Source organism: Janibacter endophyticus (assembly GCF_016888335.1).
Classification (GTDB): domain Bacteria; phylum Actinomycetota; class Actinomycetes; order Actinomycetales; family Dermatophilaceae; genus Marihabitans; species Marihabitans endophyticum.
This window is the reverse complement of the sequence record NZ_JAFEJG010000004.1, coordinates 732,547-749,149: the sequence shown is the minus strand read 5'-3', so window position 1 is coordinate 749,149 and position 16,603 is coordinate 732,547. Positions and strand designations below refer to the sequence as shown.

Here is a 16,603-nt window from a genome sequence, read left to right as displayed (position 1 = left end):
AGCCCATGCCCTCTCTTGCCCTCATGGCCCAGAAGGCCCTCGCCGCCCGACGCGAGCGCCGCGCGGCACTCCCCGTCGAGGTCGGCCCCTACTCCCGCATCCGGCTCGACGTGACGCAGTCAGGCCGAAGCCTGACCATCGAGGCCTTCACCGGCACATCGCTGCAGCTCGAAGACCTCTGGCTGCTCATCGATGAGACATGGATCCATGCCGGCGCGTGGCAGACCACCCCGCTCGAGGTGGCCGGCGATCAGGTCCTGCGGCACCGGAGCACCCTCGACCTCGATGTCGTCGACAGTCACCCCGCACGGCCCGAGGACGGCGACGCCGACCAGACCAGCGTGTGGATGTCCGTCACCTCCGACCAGGAGCGTCCTCCCCCCTTCGCCACCGAGATCGTCCGGTCCGGCGAGACCCTCTCCTACCGCGTACCGCTGGGGCGCTTCCGGTGGATGCCGCCGCCGCCCCTGGCCCCCACGACGACGCAGGGCGGTCGCGAGGTCCACCCCTTCGTCAACGGCAACGGCCACCTCGCCCTCTCGCTGGATGCCCCGGTCCGCCAGACCATGAGAGTCGACGTCGCCAGCCTGCGCATCAGGGAGGGCAGGCTGGAGATCTCCGGCTCGGTCCTCACCCGCGGCGACGCCCTCACCGAGGCCCGCCTCGTGCTCGTCGGCCGGACCGGCAGGTACCGGGCAGTCGGCCCCGCGCACCTGGTGCACGACGCCGCACGCTCCCAACGCAGTCGCGGGGCGCACGTCTACACCTTCACGGCCTCGCACGACTTCCGGGTCGACCTCGACGGAGACCTCGACGCCGACACCATCGCCGACCCCTGGCTCGAAGCCGTCACGGTGACCGGAGGCACGGCCGGAGGGCGGGTCGGACGGACGCCGTACCTCGTGCGCCAGGCGACGCGCGAGGGCTCGGTCACCGCCGGCAGCACGACCCTGGGCATCACGCCGTACTACACCTTCAAGGCGAGGTACCCCTCCTTCCACCTCGAGCTCTTCCCCACCGAGGCCTACCGCCATCTCACCTCGAGCACCGCCCGGATCGCCATGCCGTGGGCCCGCCACCGGCCTGCCGCCAAGCCCGTGTGGCTCATCGGCGAGCGGCCGTACAAGGCTCAGGACAACGGCCTCCACCTCTTCCGGTACCTGCGTGAGCACCACCCCGAGATCGATGCCTACTACGTCATCGAGAAAGACTCCCCCGAGCGCCGCAACCTCGACGGCCTCGACCACGTCCTCGAGTTCCGCTCGCCCGAGCACATCGACACCATCCTGCGGGCGGACCGTCTCATCGGCACCCACCACCCGAACTTCCTCTACCCGACGAGAGCGCCCGGCTTCGCCCGGCGGATGAGAGCCCCCAAGGTCTTCCTCCAGCACGGCGTCATGGGGACCAAGTGGATGGCGCCGAACTATGGCAAGAAGGCCCCGTCCTTCGAGACCGACCTCTTCCTCGTCTCCTCCGAGCGAGAGAAGGAGTACATCGTCCAGGACTTCGGCTACCGGCCCGACGAGGTTGCGGTGACCGGGCTGTCCCGGTTCGACGCTCTCTTCGACGGGGAGACCCCGGAGGTCCCCGGTCAGATCCTCGTGCTGCCGACCTGGCGCGACTGGTTGCAGGACCCGGACGTCTTCACCACCACCGAGTACTTCCAGCAGTGGCGGGACTTCCTCACGAGCCCTCGCCTGGCCACGATGCTCCGGGAGCACGACGCACACGTCGTCTTCTGCCTCCACCCGAACATGCAGCACTTCACCCAGCACTTCGAGGCGGACGGCGTGCGGGTGGTCCACCAGGGCGAGGTCGACGTCCAGCGTCTGCTCAAGGAGAGCGCGGCCCTCGTCACCGACTACTCCAGCCCGGGCTTCGACTTCTCCTTTCTCGACAAGCCGGTCGTCTACTTCCAGTTCGACACCCAGCAGTTCCTCGGTCGGTGGGGAAGTCACCTCGACCTCCCCAACGAGCTGCCCGGGCCCATCGCGCACGATCTCGATAAGGCCCTGGTGCTCCTCGACGGGGTGCTCCGTCGCGGCTGCACCATCGAGGCGCGCTACCGGACCAGGGCGTCGCGGTTCATCGCGCACCGCGACCGCCGCAACAACGAGCGCGTCGTGGCTGCGATCCGGGACGCGCACCGCGACCGCTCGCTCTGGTCGTCCCTGTCGAGCAGCGAGCTCGTGCAGCTCGGCCTGAAGAAGGCCCGGCGGCACCCCGCCTACTTCCCCGTGATGCGTCGCCTCTTCACGCTCGCCCGGATGATGCCGGCTCGCGAGGCGATCGTCTTCGAGAGCGGGATCGGTCGTCAGTACAGCGACAGCCCGCGCTACATCTATGAGGAGCTCGTCCGGCGCCGGGACCCACGCCCGAAGATCTGGGTGTACAACCGGGCCGTCCCTGTGTGGGACCCGGGCCTGGTCGTGGTCGAGAGGCTCTCACCTGCCTACTTCTGGCACCTGGGCCGGGCGAGCCACTGGGTCAACAACCAGAACTTCCCGCACTACATCCGGCGGCGCAGGGACGGGGTCTACGTCCAGACCTGGCACGGCACACCGCTCAAGCGGATGCTGCATGACCTCGACGAGATCGTCGGCCGCGACGACGGCTACGTCGACCGGGTCAGCACGGCCGTCGCCCAGTGGACGACCCTGCTCTCCCCCAGCCCCTACGCGACCGGGGCCTTCCGGTCCGCCTTCCGGTACGAGGGTGACGTCCTCGAGTCCGGGTACCCGCGCAACGACGTCCTCTGCTCGGAGCCGGCCCCAGGGCTCCTCGACCAGGTGCGTCAACGCATCCAGCTGCCCGAGGGCAAGAAGGTCGTCCTCTACGCCCCCACCTTCCGCGACGACTCGAAGGGGCGGCGGGGGTTCTCTTTCGAGCTCCCCTTCGACCTCGAACGGCTCGTCGAGGAGCTCGGCGACGACGTCGTCCTCCTGCTGCGCATGCACGTCCTCATCGCCGACCGTGTCGCCGTGCCGGACAATCTGCGCCGACATGTCATCGACGTCTCGCACTATCCCGAGATCCAGGAGCTCTATCTCGTCAGCGATGTGCTCGTCACCGACTATTCGTCGGTCTTCTTCGACTACGCCCTGCTCCGCCGGCCGATGATCTTCCACGCGTACGACCTGGAGTCCTACCGGGACGACCTCCGGGGCTTCTACCTCGACTACGAGGCAGAGGTGCCCGGGCCGGTGACCACCACCGACGACGAGCTGTGCGCAGCGCTGCGCCAGGCCCTCGCCGACGACGCCGGTCCGTGGCCGGGCATCGAGGAGTTCGTCGCACGCTTCGCACCGCACGACGACGGGCATGCCGCTGCCCGGGTCGTCGACGCAGCCCTCGGCGGGCCGGGGGAGCTCAGTCCCTGAGACCGCGCACGAGGTCGTCAGGCCCGGCGTCAGCAGCAATCTACGAGCGCTGCACCGGCTTCGACTCGGGGCGAGGGGCGCCGTTGAAGATGTTGGCGTAGCTGTCGGACAGGTGCCCGATGTCCAGGCTGCGTCGCCCTGCCTCGGCCAGCTGCGCCGCAAGCACCGTGCCGGCCGGCCCGAGGGCGACGAGGACGAGGTCCACGTCGCTGGCCAGGACCTCTGCCCTGACCCGGTCGAGGTCCTCGAAGCCGTTGGTCGCGGTGGAGTAGAAGGTGGTGGTCGAGGCGACGTTGTCGAAGAGCTCGGGGACGAGGTCGAAGCGCGATCCCGCACCCGTGACGATCCCCACGCGCCTGCCGTCCCACACCTGCCGCCAGAGGGCGACCCCGCGGTCACCGAGGGAGGTGAAGGCCACGGGCCTCGTGACATGGCTGTTGCCGTATTGCTGGCCCCCGGCGAGGTACGGCTGGAGGTCTGACCACAGCTCTGCCCAGATGCCGCTCCAGTGCGCATCGCGGTAGAGCTGAGGGAATCCGACAAGCAAGCTCTCGTCCTGACTGGACAGGACCTGCCCCAGGGCATCGCGCAGGGCGGGGCTGTTCTCCTGGAACCGCAGGTTGAACTCGGGGCGGACGAGGAGCCTGAACTCACCGTCACCAAACCGCGCGAAGCTCTTGTCCGACGCGGCCAGCATCTCCAGGGTCGCGAGCATGTCCAGCTGGCGGTCACGGACGAACGACTGGACGGACCCCACGACCTCGGCCGTCGCCGCGATGCGGATCGTCTCCAGGGTCCGGCGCTGCGTCTGCAACTCCTTGAGGATCGCCTTCAGGGCCTTCTCGACGCCTGCGGTGTCGGCCGCCGCGGGCACTGCGACCGGTGCGCTGGTCTGCTGCGGGCCACTCCGGACCCTGTTGCGGTACCTGACCGCCACCTTCTTCAACCGTTGGACGTTCGACATGCTGGTCACCCGATTCTTCAGTTCGACGGCCCGCACGTTGACGCGCGGCGGCTGCCACGGGCGGGGCACTGCCCCACCCTCGGCCAGGGGGAAGGCGGCGAGGAGGTCGTCGAGCGAGATGGAGAGCTCGGGCAGGGTCGCCTCCCGAGCCATCGAGACGAAGTCCAGGTCCTTCACCTGTCCCTTCGTCACATCATGACGGGTCGGTCGGTCCGTCGACAGCGTCGAGAAGAAGTCGTTGAACTTGAACCGGTCCCCACCGAGCTGGTGGTCGTCCACCCGCAGCCAGACCCAGGGGACCCCGTAGGCCTGGGCGATGATGATGCCGTGCAGCGAGGTGGAGATGACGCTGTCGGCCGAGGCGATCTCGTCGACCACCCGCTCCAGCCCCTGGGCGACATCCACCATGTGCACGCCGTCGGGGCCCGAGGACGGGAAGTGCTTCGTGTGGGCGTAGTGGGGCACGACGGCGACCGAGCCCGCCGACGCCTCCGACCGGCGGGGCGAGTAGAAGCGAGGCAGGAGGAGTGCTGGGTCTCCGTAGACGTCGGGGACCTCCCAGCCCAGGCTGCTGCGCAGCTCCTGCGCGGTGAGGCGGCCCCTCACGGCGTGGACCTTCACGTCACCGTAGCCGCGCAGACGCTTGAGCCGGTCCTCGCTCAGCGGGCCCATCAGGCCCGTCCCCCAGAGAGCCGCATGATCGCGATCGAGATGGCCGACGATCGAACCCACGGCGAGCATCGTCGGCCCCTCGTGCTTGACCCGACGCGAGTTGACCGGCGACTTCCCCGTGATCCGCTCGACGAGCCAAGGGCCGACCGCGTCGCCGAAGTTGCTCCGGTTGTCCCACCAGAAGACACCGACGTGGTCCTGCGGCAGCCGGCGCCGGTTGTTGAGCTCAGTGGGCGCGCGCCTGGGCCGGTTCGTCAGCCAGTGCACCCAGCGGATGACCGCCTGGAGGACCTCACGACGCTCCGCAACCCTCCACGACCCGATGAGGTGGCGCTCCGTGCTGTCGACGATCAGCTCCGCCTTGCCCACCAACGAGTTGCGCAGGTGACGCTTCAGGCCGGCGTCCCGGCCGAGGACGGATCCGGTCACGACATCGTCGCCGAGCTTGAGGTCGATCGACGCCGCCCGTCCCGCGATGTCGAAGGAGACGACCACGGTGCGGTCGTCGTACCGCCACACCTTCTTGACCATCGACCCCAAGAACGAGGAGGTCCGCAGGTGATCTTCCAGCTGAGACAGCTTCAGCGCATCGGACGGCACGTGCGTGTCCACTCCTTGGGTGCGTCAGGTGACGACGTACGGCCTCCGGTGCGGGCTGCCGGGTCGTACGTGGCCAGGTTCTCGTCGCAGTTTCCCACACGAGGGCCGTGGGGGCGCTGCACGCGGGGCCCGGTCAGCGGTTGAGCGCAGCTGCGATGGGCTTGTCCATGTACGGGGCCATCGTCGTGACGTAGGTGGCGCTCAGGTGCGAGTTGTCGAAGTAGCTGATGACGCCTCCGTTGGCCCCACGACAGGTCTTCGGCTCGCACACGAGGTCGTCGAAGCTGACCGACGTCACGTTTGGCAGGTCGACCTTCTCCACGGCGGCCACGAGCGGGTCGTCGATGAGCCAGTCCTCGCGCGGTGCCGAGCACGCCGAGTGGTCGTCGGGGTTCTCCGCGAGGCAGTCGGGGACGTCGACACCCGGGAAGGTCGGGTCCTTGATCGCGAGGATGTTCGTGCCGCCCGCGGCCCAGTCGCGCAGATAGGTGACGTACCCGGCAACAGCCTTCGGTCCGGTGGTCGCCATCGTCTGCCCGAGCACCGGCACGGACTGCCTCTCCGAGGTGATGACGAGGTCGAAGGCGTCGCCGGAGGTCTGCTCCTGGACCCACTGGCCGTAGTCGTAGCAGTTCTGGCTCATCTCGGCGGTGTCGAACCGCTGGCGTGCATCGCTCGCCGTGCACCGCGAGACAAGGAAGGTCGTGATCGTCCAGTCGTTCTTCTCCGCGAGGATCTGCAGCGCGGGCAGCCAGTGCCCGGCGTGCGAGTTGCCCACGAGTGCCACGCGGCGTGGACCGTCGCCGTAGGTGCAGGTGACTCGGGCGGTGAACGGCTGGTTCGTCCAGCAGCCGTCAGGGTAGGCGTCCGACCTGTCGGCGGCCGCTAGGTCGACGGAGGGGACGAGCTCGGCAGTCGGGTCGGTCGGGCACTCCCGCGGTCCTCGGTGGAGCGCCCCGGCACCCAGGCACGGGTCGCTGCCCTCCAGGGCGTTCGCCAGCTCGGCCGAGGCCTGCTCGGTCCGGTAGGTGGATTCTGCGATCTGCGCGCTCCCGAGGGCGGCGATGACCGCCATGCCAGCGGCCGCGGCGGCATAGCTGCGCCGCAGGTGAGCGCCAGGCCGCGGGTGTCGGTAGCGATCCTCGATGTACGTCTTGGTCAGGCCGGCGAGGACCAGGGTGACGGCGATGATTGTCACTTGGTCGAGGATCCCGAGGCTGCCACCGCTGGCGTGCGGCAAGAGGACGATGAGGGGCCAGTGCCAGAGGTAGACCGAGTAGGAGACGTCACCGAGCCACTGCACCGGTCGAGCTCGGAGCAGGCCGGTCGGCGAGGCGCCGGACTGCGTGCCCGCCCAGATGACCGCCGCCGTGCCGAGGACCGGCAGGAGCGCGGTGTACCCGGGGAAGGGCGTCTCACCGGTGTACGTCGTGCCTGCGACGAGGATCGCGGCCAGGCCGGCCCAGGCGACGAGAGCGGCGAGCCCGCGCCCGCGCGACGTGGCGGACAGGCTGCCCACGGTGGCGACCAGCCCACCGACCGCCAGCTCCCACATCCGGGTCGGGGTGATGAAGTAGGCGCTCGCCGGGGAGGCGATGGTCTGCCAGACGGAGATGGCCAGCGAGACCACGACCATCCCGCCGATGACCGCCCGGACCACGGACGTAGAGCGGCGCCGGTAGCGGTCGGCGACGAAGAACGCGGCGAGCATGAGCAGGGGCCACAGCAGGTAGAACTGCTCCTCGATCGAGAGCGACCAGTAGTGCTGCACCGGGCTGGGCGCCTCCCCCTCGGCGAGGTAGTCCACCGATGAGGAGGCGAGCATCCAGTTCTGCACGTAGAGGGCCGAGGCGATGATCTCCTTCGCCGTGCCCGCCCACTGCGTGCTCGGCGCGAGCAGACGGGTGGCCACGGCGGTGACGACGAGGACGGTCAGCGCGGCCGGCAGGAGCCGGTGGATCCGCCGCGCCCAGAAGGCGCCGAGGTCAGCGACTCCCCTCGGCGGCTTCGCCAGCAGGTGGGAGGTGATGAGGTACCCGGAGATGACGAAGAAGACGTCGACCCCGACATATCCGCCGGTGAGCAGGTCGGGCCAGACGTGGAAGACGACGACCAGCGTGACAGCCACTGCCCGCAGACCCTGGATGTCCTTCCGGAACCCCCGCACCGACGAGGGCTGGTGGGACGGCGCAGCGGCGGAGATCAGATCCTCCAGGGTCATGGTGTGGGCAGGACAGCGGCGGGATTCTATGGGGTAGTCCTGGGGTCGGCCCAGCGCCACGCGGCACCGCGCTAGTCGAAGCGCCGCGAGGTGACGATCATCAGCAGGAAGCCGGCCGCCGTGGCGAGGGCGAGGGGCAGTGCAGCGAGCGTCCACCAGCGCAGGACCTCCCCGTCGGCGACGACCCCGAGCGAGGCCAGCACGAGCCCGAAGGTCGCGGCGACGAGAGTGATGAGCGAGAACTCGATCGCGACGAACGCCCGGAAGAACGGGAAGAAGCGCAGCAGGCTGCGGGCCGAGCGCAGCCCGGACGAGCGCGACCCGGTCACCTCGACGCTCTCGTCGGTCTTCGGCAGGCCAGCGTAGTGGCGAGCGACGAAGACGAGGTCACCGAAGGACTTCTTGAGCAGGACCAGGCAGCCGGTGAGGGCACCGACGACCGTCCACCCCCCGATCGACCCGAGGCCGCCGTCGACATGGATGCCCAGGGCGATCGGCAAGGCCGCCTCGGTGACGTAGTGGCCCACCCGGTCGAGGTAGACGCCCATCGGCGACGACGTGCCTCGCCAGCGGGCGACCTCTCCGTCCGAGCAGTCGACGAGGATCTGGAGCTGCATGAGGATCGCGCACGCGAGGATCGCCCACCACGACGGGATCATGAGGACCGCGGCGCCGATGATCCCGATGGCGATCATCAGCCAGGTCACACCGTTGGCGGAGATCCCGGTCGGCAGGACCGCCCGGGTGAAGTACAAAGACATTCGCCGCAGGTAGAGGGTGCCGGCCCAGTGCTCGGAGTTGCGCCGGCCCACGACGGAGGGAGGCTGCGCCACCGCGCGCAGCTCCTCGATCGAGGGTCGTGCGGGGCGGGCCTGCTCGCTCACATGCGTCCTGAGGGTCGCGGCCCGGCGGGGGCCTGGTCGTCGTTGAGGCCGATCGCTGACGCGAGCTCCTCCAGCGCCGTGGCGTTGTAACCATCGACGTCCAATGTGCTGAAGGTGGGCCTCCTTGAGAGAAGATCCATCATCGCACGGGAGACGGCCTCGTCCTCAGCAGGGACGACGAGCCCGGCGCCCGGTGGGACCACACCGTCGACCGAGGAGAACTCCGTCGTGAGCACCGGGATCTCCAGTGCCAGCGCCTCGAGGATGACCATCGGGAGCCCCTCGTGCTCGCTCGTGAGAGCGAAGCAGTCCGCAGCCGCCATGACCGGGTAGGGATTGGCCAGGCGCCCGGTGAGGAAGACCGTCCCCGCCAGGCCGAGCTCTGCGACGAGCGACCGAAGGCTCGGCTCCTGTGGTCCGGAACCCATGATGACGACGGCGAAGGGATGGCCCGCGGCCCGTGCTGTCGCGGCGGCCCGGACGAGGCGCGCCTGGTTCTTCTCGCGAGTCAGCCGACCGGCAGTGACGAATGTGTAGACCGAACGGTCACGGAGGGCCGTCACCACGGCCTCGTCCAGCCCGAGCTCAGCGACATCGGCCCGCGCCATCTCTGTGATGCGGGTGATGTCGACGAGGTTGCGTGCGCTACGGAAGTCCGCCGAACCCGCGACGGCGCGCAGCGAGCGTTCGTTGACCACGGACAAGGACTCAGAGACGGAGACGAGCCTGTCGTAACGCGGGTAGAGGCTGAAGACCTGCTCGAGCTGCTGGGCCCGACCCGTGCGGTGCGCGGCGCTGCTCGCGACCTCGGCAGCCAGGTCGTTGTGGAGCCAGATCGCGTGGCTGCGCACCGGCGCCGGGGCCACGCCGCGTGACATGAGCAGGGCCCAGTACGGCGAGTAGCCACCGAAGTCGATGACGTGGTCGAAGTGGGCCGACCCGAAGCAGCGCACCCACTCGTCCTGCATGAGCCGGACCAGGCTCCCCATCGGCACGAGCGCGCTGCCCGCACCGAAGCTCTCGAGAAGTCGCCGTGACCAGACGACGCGCTTCGGTCCGTTGAGCCCGCCGACCCTGGGCAGGAGCCTGATCCTGGGGTCGATAGCCGCGGCGAAGCCCGTCGGGTCGGCGTCGCGTGCCGGTCCCCAGGTCACCGACACGTCGAGCCGGTCGAGGTCGATGTGCCGCAGCAGCGCGATGAGCGAGGAGGTCACGCCGTTGCGCTGCAGCGAGCCGGCATGGATGAGCACCCGAGGCACCCGGCGTCCGGCGTACATCTTTTTGGCCAGCGGGACGATCCGACCCCGATCGGGCCGGCGGCCCCGCCACACGACGTCGATGACCCGTTGCGTGGCGTCCCCGTCGTCGAAGGGGGCGTACCGGCTGGCCCAGTCCCGTCGCACCTCGGCCCGGGTGCCCCCTTCGCGGACGTCCGTGACCACCTCGTCCACGGTCGTGCACAGCCGTCCCGGCAGGCTGTCCGCCGGCAGGTACAGCGGCCGGAGCTCCTCGTACGCTGCCCGGTCGGGCACATGGAAGGTGATGGCCACCCGCGGGTCGGCGAGGGCGTCGAAGAGGATGCTCGAGTAGTCCGTGACGAGGTGATCCGTGAGCGCGAGGATCTCGTTGGCCGGGATGTCCGGCGGGACGAGCACGCCCTGCAAGCCGGGGACCGTCTCGGCCTGGGCGTGCACGGCTGGGTGGGCCTTGACGAGGACCTGCCAATGCTCGCCCTGCCGGAGTGCGAGCACGAGCGCGGTCAGCTCGTCGGCCGCGAGCTCGGGCCGGGCGAAGGCCTCGCCCCGCCATGTCGGTGCGACGAGCACGACCGGCCGCTGCGCGTCCAGAGGCACCCCGACGTCGGCAAGGCGCGATCGGAACGCCTCGCGGGTCACCTCGTCGGCTCCCACCTGCACGTCGGTGCGCGGGGCACCGACCTCCAGGACCTCGGCCGGGGCGAGTCCCTCGAGCCGGTAGGCACGGCGGTACATCGTGTCCGTCATGTACGGCCCCGAGGAGACGAGGTAGTCGGCCGCGAGGAAGTTGCGCACGATGTTGGCGGCCTCGAGCGCGCCACCAGGCGTGTCGTACCCCATCGACTTCAGTGGGGTGCCGTGCCAGGTGTTGACGTAGGTCTGCCCGGCTCGCTTGCCGAGCTCGGGTGGAAACGTGGCGCTGCTCACGAGGTAGCCGGCCGTCGCGAGGTGCCGGAAGTAGGCCGGGGTGCGGTACCCGACGAGCCGCACGCGATGACGGGCGATGCCGAGGCTGTCCAGGTGGTCGCGCGCCCGCTGCCGCCTGTCGGCGTCCGCGACCACCCACACGTGCCACAGATGAGCCATGTCGGGCGCCTCCACGAGGTGGCGGAAGATCGCGTAAGGGCTGTCGACCAACCCGGTGCCGTGGCTCGCGTCGTAGAGCACCGTGCCCGGCTCCACCGGCCGCGAGCGCCACAGGGCGACCCACTGCGCGCGCGGGATCCGTCGGGCGCGGCGCAGCACGGCCGCTGCCTGCCTCAGGCGCGCCATGGGGTTGCCTCTCGTCCGACGGGTCCGGCCGGTCAGTCTATGGGGGACCGTGCCAGGGCTCTCTCGATCGGCTCGGCCATGTGCGGCGCCATCGTCGAGACGTAGGTCGCGGTGAGGTGGGACCGGTCGTAGTAGGCGACCACGCCACCGATCGCGCCCTCGCACACGACGACGCCGCAGACCAGGTCGTCGAAGCTGACCGAGCTCACCCGCGGCAGGTCGAGCTCGTCGGCCGCTGCGGCCAGTGCGTCGTCGACAACCCACGCGTCCCGTGGCCCGGAGCACCGATCGTGGTCATCGGGGTGGTCCGCCAGGCAGTCCGGGATGTTGAGGTCGGCCGACGTGGGGTCCTTGATGACGAGGATGTTCGTGCCTCCGCGCGCCCAGTCGCGCAGGTAGGACGCGTAGCCCGTCACGGCCTTGGCCCGGCTCGACGCCAACGTCTCGCCGGCGATCGGCACCGACTGGCGCTCGGAGGTGATGACGAGGTCGTACCGGTCACCGGCAGTCTGCTCCTGGACCCACTGCCCGTAGTCGTAGCAGCCCTGTGTGGCCTCCTGGGTGGGGAACGCCTGGCGTGCGTCGGTGAACGTGCACTGGAAGACCAGGTAGGTGGTGATCGTCCAGTCGTTGCGCTCGGCCATGATCTGCAGGGCCGGCAGCCAGTGCCCTGCGTGCGAGTTCCCCACGAGCGCCACCTGCGTCGGGCCGTCACCGTAGGTGCAGGTCCGCCGCCCGGCGAAGGGCAGGTCGGTGAAGCAGTCGTCGGCGTCGGCCTGCGACTTGTCGTCGGCGGCCAGCTCGACGGCAGGGACCAGCTCAGCGTCGTCTGGCACCGGCGGGCAGAGTTCCTCACCGCGCACAAGCGCGCCGGCGCCGAGGCACGGGTCGCTCGCCTCCAGCGCGACGGCCAGGCGATCCTCGGCAGCGGCCGTCCGCAGACGGGACTCGCCGATCTGGACCGCGGCGACGAGCGCGACGACGCTCATGCCCGCCACCGCTGCGCGATAGCTGTGCCGGAGCGGGGCTGCCGGCCGGGGTTGCCGGAACCTGTCCTCGACGTAAGTCTTCGTGAGCCCGGCCAGGACGAGGGTCGCCACCACGACCGCGGCCTGGTCGAGGAGCCCCAAGGTCCCCCCGCTCGCGAAGGGGGTGAGGACGACGAGCGGCCAGTGCCAGAGGTACACGGAGTACGACACGTCGCCGAGCCACTGGACAGGGCGCACCCGGAAGACACCCGTGGGCGACAGGGGATGCTGCGAGCCCGCCCAGATGACCGCAGCGGTGCCCAGGACCGGGAGCAGGGCGGTGTATCCGGGGAAGGGCGTCTCACCCGTGTAGGTGACGCCCGAGACGACGACGCCGGCCAGACCCAGCCAGGCGACGGGCACCGCGACGACCTTGACCCGACCGTCGCCGGCCACGCCGACGGTGGCCACCATCCCGCCGACCGCGAGCTCCCACATCCGGGTCGGGGTCACGAAGTATGCGCTCGCGGGCGACTCGAGCGTGAGCCAGACGGAAGCGGCGAGCGAGAGGATGATCATCGTGGCGATAACACACCTCACGACAAGGACGGGGTCTCGCCGGGAGCGGTGCGATACGAAGAAGGCCGTGAGGATGAGCAGCGGCCACGCGAGGTAGAACTGCTCCTCGATGGAGAGCGACCAGTAGTGCTGCACCGGGCTGGGCGCCTGGTCCCCGGCGTGGTAGTCGACAGAGGCCCCCGCCAGCAGCCAGTTCTGCACGTAGAAGGCAGACGCCAGGATCTCCTTGGCGGTGGCAGCCCACTGGGTGCTCGGCGCGAGGAGACGTGTCGCCGCGGCGGTGACGATGAGGACGGTCAGGGCCGCCGGCAGCAGTCGGTGGATACGACGCGCCCAGAACGTCCCGAGGTCACGCACGCCGCGGGGCGGGCGGGCGAGCAGGTGCGCCGTGATGAGATAGCCCGAGATGACGAAGAAGACGTCGACCCCGACATATCCGCCGGTGAGCAGGTCGGGCCAGATGTGGAAGACGACGACGAGGGCGACGGCCGCCGCCCGGAGTCCCTGGATGTCCTGCCGGAAGCCACGCGGCGCATGATGCGGCTGACGAGCAGGGATCGTGTCCTCCCAGGACGACGGAGAAGGCGCCGGGACGCCGACCAGACCCTGGGAGGGTGCCCGAGCGGCGTGGACGGCAGGAGAACGTCCGGAGAAGTGCGACCCAACACTTGTGCGCATGGCCGGAGGCGTGTCGCCGACCCCGCCCGGCTCCCCGGCCGACGTCCGTGTGCTCGGTATGATCGCCCCGCGGACCGGGCGCACCCGGTGGACCGCGCGACCGACACGAAGGACCATCTGTGGCTGACCTCGCCCCGGCACGAGAGGGAGCCGCGCCACCCCCTGCGCTGAGCGTCGACGAGGCCCAGGACCTGGCCGCCCGCCACGGGTTGCGCGTCCTGGGCGAGCGCCCCCCGCTGGCGCAGTACCTCCGGGACCTCTGGCGACGCCGGTCCTTCCTCTGGACCCTGTCTCGAGCGGAGTCCTACGCGGTCCACGAGGCGAACGCCCTCGGGCAGCTGTGGTCGGTGCTCAACCCCGCGCTGCTCATCGGCAGCTACTACCTGATCTTCGGCCTGCTGCTCAGCACCCGCGGCAACATCGAGAACTTCGTCGGCTTCCTGAGCATCGGCGTCGTGATGTTCGCCTTCACCTCCGCGGTCGTGACCCGAGGGGCGCGGGCCATCACCGGCCGGCTCGGCCTCGTGCGGACCCTGCACTTCCCCCGGGCCATCCTCCCGATGTCCGTGACGCTCAGCGAGCTCTTCGCCTCGCTCGCCGGCTTCGGCCTGCTCTTCGTCCTGATGTTCGCCACCGGGGAGCCCGCGCAGTGGAAGTGGTTGCTCTTCCCGGTGGCGGTGGCGCTCCAGGCGATCACCCTGCTCGGTCTGGCCCTCATCACGGCTCGCCTCGTCAACATGTCGGCCGACATCGCCAACTTCGTGCCTGTCACCGTCCGCCTCCTGCGGTACATCTCCGGCGTCTTCTTCCCGGTCGCCCACTACGTCAAGGGTGCACCGGCCCTCGTCCAGGACGCCCTGACGCTCCAGCCCTTCGCCCTCATGCTCACGACGAGCCGGCAGGCACTGCTCTCCGGGCAGCCGGTCGTCGTCACGGACTGGGTCGTGATGCTCGGGTGGGCGGTCGTGACGGTCGCCGTCGGGCTCGTCGTCTTCTGGCGCGCCGAGGCGAGGTACGGCCTTGTCTGACCAGAGCGGCGCCGTGAGGGCGACCCCGGAGATCGGTCATCCGACCGTCGTCGTCAGCCACGTGAGCATCACCTACCGGGTCCTCGGCGGCGAGCGCCGCAGCACAGTCGAGGACACCGAGGACGAGATCAGCCTGATCCGTCGGGTCCTACGACCCTCCAGAGGCGAACGGGTCCGCGAGGTCGAGGCCGTCACCGACGTCAGCTTCGTCGCGCACCACGGCGAGTCGATCGGCGTCATCGGGCACAACGGCTCGGGCAAGTCGACCTTGCTGCGCGCCGTGGCCGGACTGATCCCGCCCTCCGCAGGGCGCCTGTGGGTCGCCGGCCAGCCCTCCCTGCTCGGCGTCAACGCCGTCCTCATCAACAAGCTGAGCGGGCAGCGCAACATCTATGTCGGCGGGCAGGCGCTCGGGCTCAGCAAGGCCGAGATCGACGAGAAGTTCGACGACATCGTCGACTTCTCGGGCATCGGGGACGCCGTCTACCTCCCGATGAGCACGTACTCCTCCGGCATGGGCGCGCGACTGCGCTTCGCAATCTCGACGGCTGCCTCGCCCGAGGTCCTCATGATCGACGAGGCCCTCGCCACCGGCGACGCGGCCTTCCGGCAGAAGAGCTCGGAGCGGATCGCCGCCATCCGCGAGAAGGCCGGGACGGTCTTCCTCGTCTCGCACTCCAGCTCCAACATCCGCCGGATCTGCGACCGCGTGCTCTGGATGGACCGGGGCCGGCTGATCGCGGACGGGCCGACCGAGGAGGTCATGAAGGCCTACGAGGCTACCCTGCCGAAGAAGCCGGCACCGGCCAAGAAGTCTCCCCCAGTTGACCCCGACGTGCCGGGCACCCGTCGGTGGACCGGGGAGACCCGCTTCCAGATCGCACGGGCGGCCAGCCGTGACACGTGGGAGCCGGGGGTGGAGGGATGCCTCATAGTCAGCGTCGACTCCGTGGCCACCGCTCGGATGGTCGCACCGATCGCGGCACGGCTGGGCTGGCCGATCGTCTGGATGAACTCCAGCGGCCTGCCCCCCAGCGCGCGGGGGGAGCTGGGTCGGCTCGATCCCCGCCGGGTGGTCGTCGTCGGGCACGACGGCGACATCTCGGACGACCTCCAGGACCAGATCGAGCAGCAGACCTCCGCACCCGTGGAGCGTCTCGGGGACCGCAGCCCGAGCACGACCGCCGCGCTCCTCCTCGAGGCCTTCCCTCCCGGCGACCCCTCCACGGTGTACGTCACCCGCCCCGTCAACGCAGCCCGCGAGTCCGTGGTCTCGCTCGTGGCCGCGAGGACGGGCCGGGCTGTCGTCGCGTGCGGAGGTTCGTCCGCCGGGGACGAGCTGCTCTCTGCACTGGCGAAGCTGCGCCCCCGCCGGCTGGTCATGGTCGGGCACGAGGAGGAGTGGCCGACCGTGGTCGTCGATCAGCTCCGCGAGGCGACCGAGGGAGAGATCAGGTACTCGACCCACGGCCCGATGGCCCTGGCAGCGGCGCAGTGGGACGACGTCGAGCCTGGTGGACGGGTCCTCGTCAGCGGCGCCACCGTCGTGGAGTTCCTCACCGCGACCTCGGTGGCGGTCGCCACAGCGTCGCCGCTGCTCCTCGTCGGCTCGACCCCGCTGCCGGGCGTCGTCCGCGAGACCCTGGAGCGCCTCGCCCCGAGCGAGATCGTCCTGTGCGGCATGCTGCCGACGCTGCCACCGGCCATGCGCGCAGCCCTGGGTGAGCTGGTCACCCCGCAGCGCCCCTGACGGGGCGGACCGATGGGGCACTCGGCCGAGGAACCATGTACGGTGGCCCCACGACACACACCACAGATCCGGGACCGCCAGACCGTCAGTGACTTGCTCGCCGAAGGTTGGGCCGTCCCGCACTACGTATGAGGGGGTCACGCCATGGGGCGCGGCCGAGCGAAGGCCAAGCAGACGAAGGTCGCCCGCGAGCTGAAGTACTACTCGCCGGACACCGACCTGAGGGCGCTTGAGCGGGAACTCCACGGCAACTCCGACAACCAGCAGCGGTCCGTCAGGGACGACCGCACCTGGGACGAGGACGACGACGACGACGCGTGGGGCTCCCGAGAGCGGTGACCCGGCGGG

General features: G+C 70.0%; 9 protein-coding genes. 4 read left to right on the top strand and 5 right to left on the bottom strand.

Going from position 1 to position 16,603, the window contains the following annotated elements; genetic code table 11:
- The first annotated feature begins 5 nt into the window (after positions 1-5).
- Positions 6-3,383, top strand: coding sequence for a CDP-glycerol glycerophosphotransferase family protein (locus JNO54_RS03595; RefSeq protein WP_233703170.1), 3,378 nt, complete (start codon positions 6-8; stop codon positions 3,381-3,383).
- 40 nt (positions 3,384-3,423) lie between these two features.
- Here JNO54_RS03595 and JNO54_RS03590 read toward each other — a convergent pair whose 3' ends face one another.
- The 5 genes from JNO54_RS03590 to JNO54_RS03570 form a co-directional block, all read right to left on the bottom strand.
- On the bottom strand, positions 3,424-5,619 hold the full coding sequence (locus tag JNO54_RS03590) for a GT-D fold domain-containing glycosyltransferase (protein ID WP_204142662.1): 2,196 nt from the start codon (positions 5,617-5,619) through the stop codon (positions 3,424-3,426).
- A 133-nt stretch (positions 5,620-5,752) separates the two neighbouring features.
- The gene (locus JNO54_RS03585; protein WP_233703169.1) at positions 5,753-7,840 is read right to left on the bottom strand and encodes an acyltransferase family protein; all 2,088 of its coding nucleotides are present in this window, start codon (positions 7,838-7,840) and stop codon (positions 5,753-5,755) included.
- Between the two features lie 71 nt (positions 7,841-7,911).
- On the bottom strand, positions 7,912-8,724 hold the full coding sequence (locus JNO54_RS03580; protein ID WP_204142660.1) for a CDP-alcohol phosphatidyltransferase family protein: 813 nt from the start codon (positions 8,722-8,724) through the stop codon (positions 7,912-7,914).
- Positions 8,721-11,252: a CDP-glycerol glycerophosphotransferase family protein gene (locus JNO54_RS03575; protein ID WP_204142659.1), complete on the bottom strand. Its 2,532-nt coding sequence runs from the start codon at positions 11,250-11,252 to the stop codon at positions 8,721-8,723. The genes JNO54_RS03580 and JNO54_RS03575 overlap by 4 nt, the downstream gene beginning before the upstream one ends.
- Positions 11,253-11,284: 32 nt before the next feature.
- Positions 11,285-13,477: an acyltransferase family protein gene (locus tag JNO54_RS03570; RefSeq protein ID WP_204142658.1), complete on the bottom strand. Its 2,193-nt coding sequence runs from the start codon at positions 13,475-13,477 to the stop codon at positions 11,285-11,287.
- A 119-nt stretch (positions 13,478-13,596) separates the two neighbouring features.
- Between JNO54_RS03570 and JNO54_RS03565 the strand changes: the two genes are divergently transcribed.
- The 3 genes from JNO54_RS03565 to JNO54_RS03555 all read left to right on the top strand — a co-directional run bounded on the left by JNO54_RS03565 (position 13,597) and on the right by JNO54_RS03555 (position 16,594).
- A complete protein-coding gene (locus JNO54_RS03565; protein ID WP_204142657.1) occupies positions 13,597-14,505 on the top strand; it encodes an ABC transporter permease in 909 nt (302 codons plus the stop codon).
- 13 nt (positions 14,506-14,518) lie between these two features.
- Positions 14,519-16,255, top strand: a complete 1,737-nt coding sequence (locus JNO54_RS14895) for an ATP-binding cassette domain-containing protein (RefSeq protein ID WP_307818047.1) — start codon at positions 14,519-14,521, stop codon at positions 16,253-16,255.
- A gap of 144 nt (positions 16,256-16,399) precedes the next feature.
- Positions 16,400-16,594, top strand: a complete 195-nt coding sequence (locus JNO54_RS03555) for a DUF3073 domain-containing protein (RefSeq protein WP_204142655.1) — start codon at positions 16,400-16,402, stop codon at positions 16,592-16,594.
- Positions 16,595-16,603 lie beyond the last annotated feature (9 nt).

What these genes read in the sequence shown, in the direction of transcription:
- JNO54_RS03595 (WP_233703170.1), top strand. Translation starts at nt 6, where the DNA reads ATGCCCTCTCTTGCCCTCATGGCCCAGAAGGCCCTCGCCGCCCGACGC.
- JNO54_RS03585 (WP_233703169.1), bottom strand. Translation starts at nt 7,840, where the DNA reads ATGACCCTGGAGGATCTGATCTCCGCCGCTGCGCCGTCCCACCAGCCC.
- JNO54_RS03575 (WP_204142659.1), bottom strand. Translation starts at nt 11,252, where the DNA reads ATGGCGCGCCTGAGGCAGGCAGCGGCCGTGCTGCGCCGCGCCCGACGG.
- JNO54_RS03570 (WP_204142658.1), bottom strand. Translation starts at nt 13,477, where the DNA reads ATGCGCACAAGTGTTGGGTCGCACTTCTCCGGACGTTCTCCTGCCGTC.
- JNO54_RS03555 (WP_204142655.1), top strand. Translation starts at nt 16,400, where the DNA reads ATGGGGCGCGGCCGAGCGAAGGCCAAGCAGACGAAGGTCGCCCGCGAG.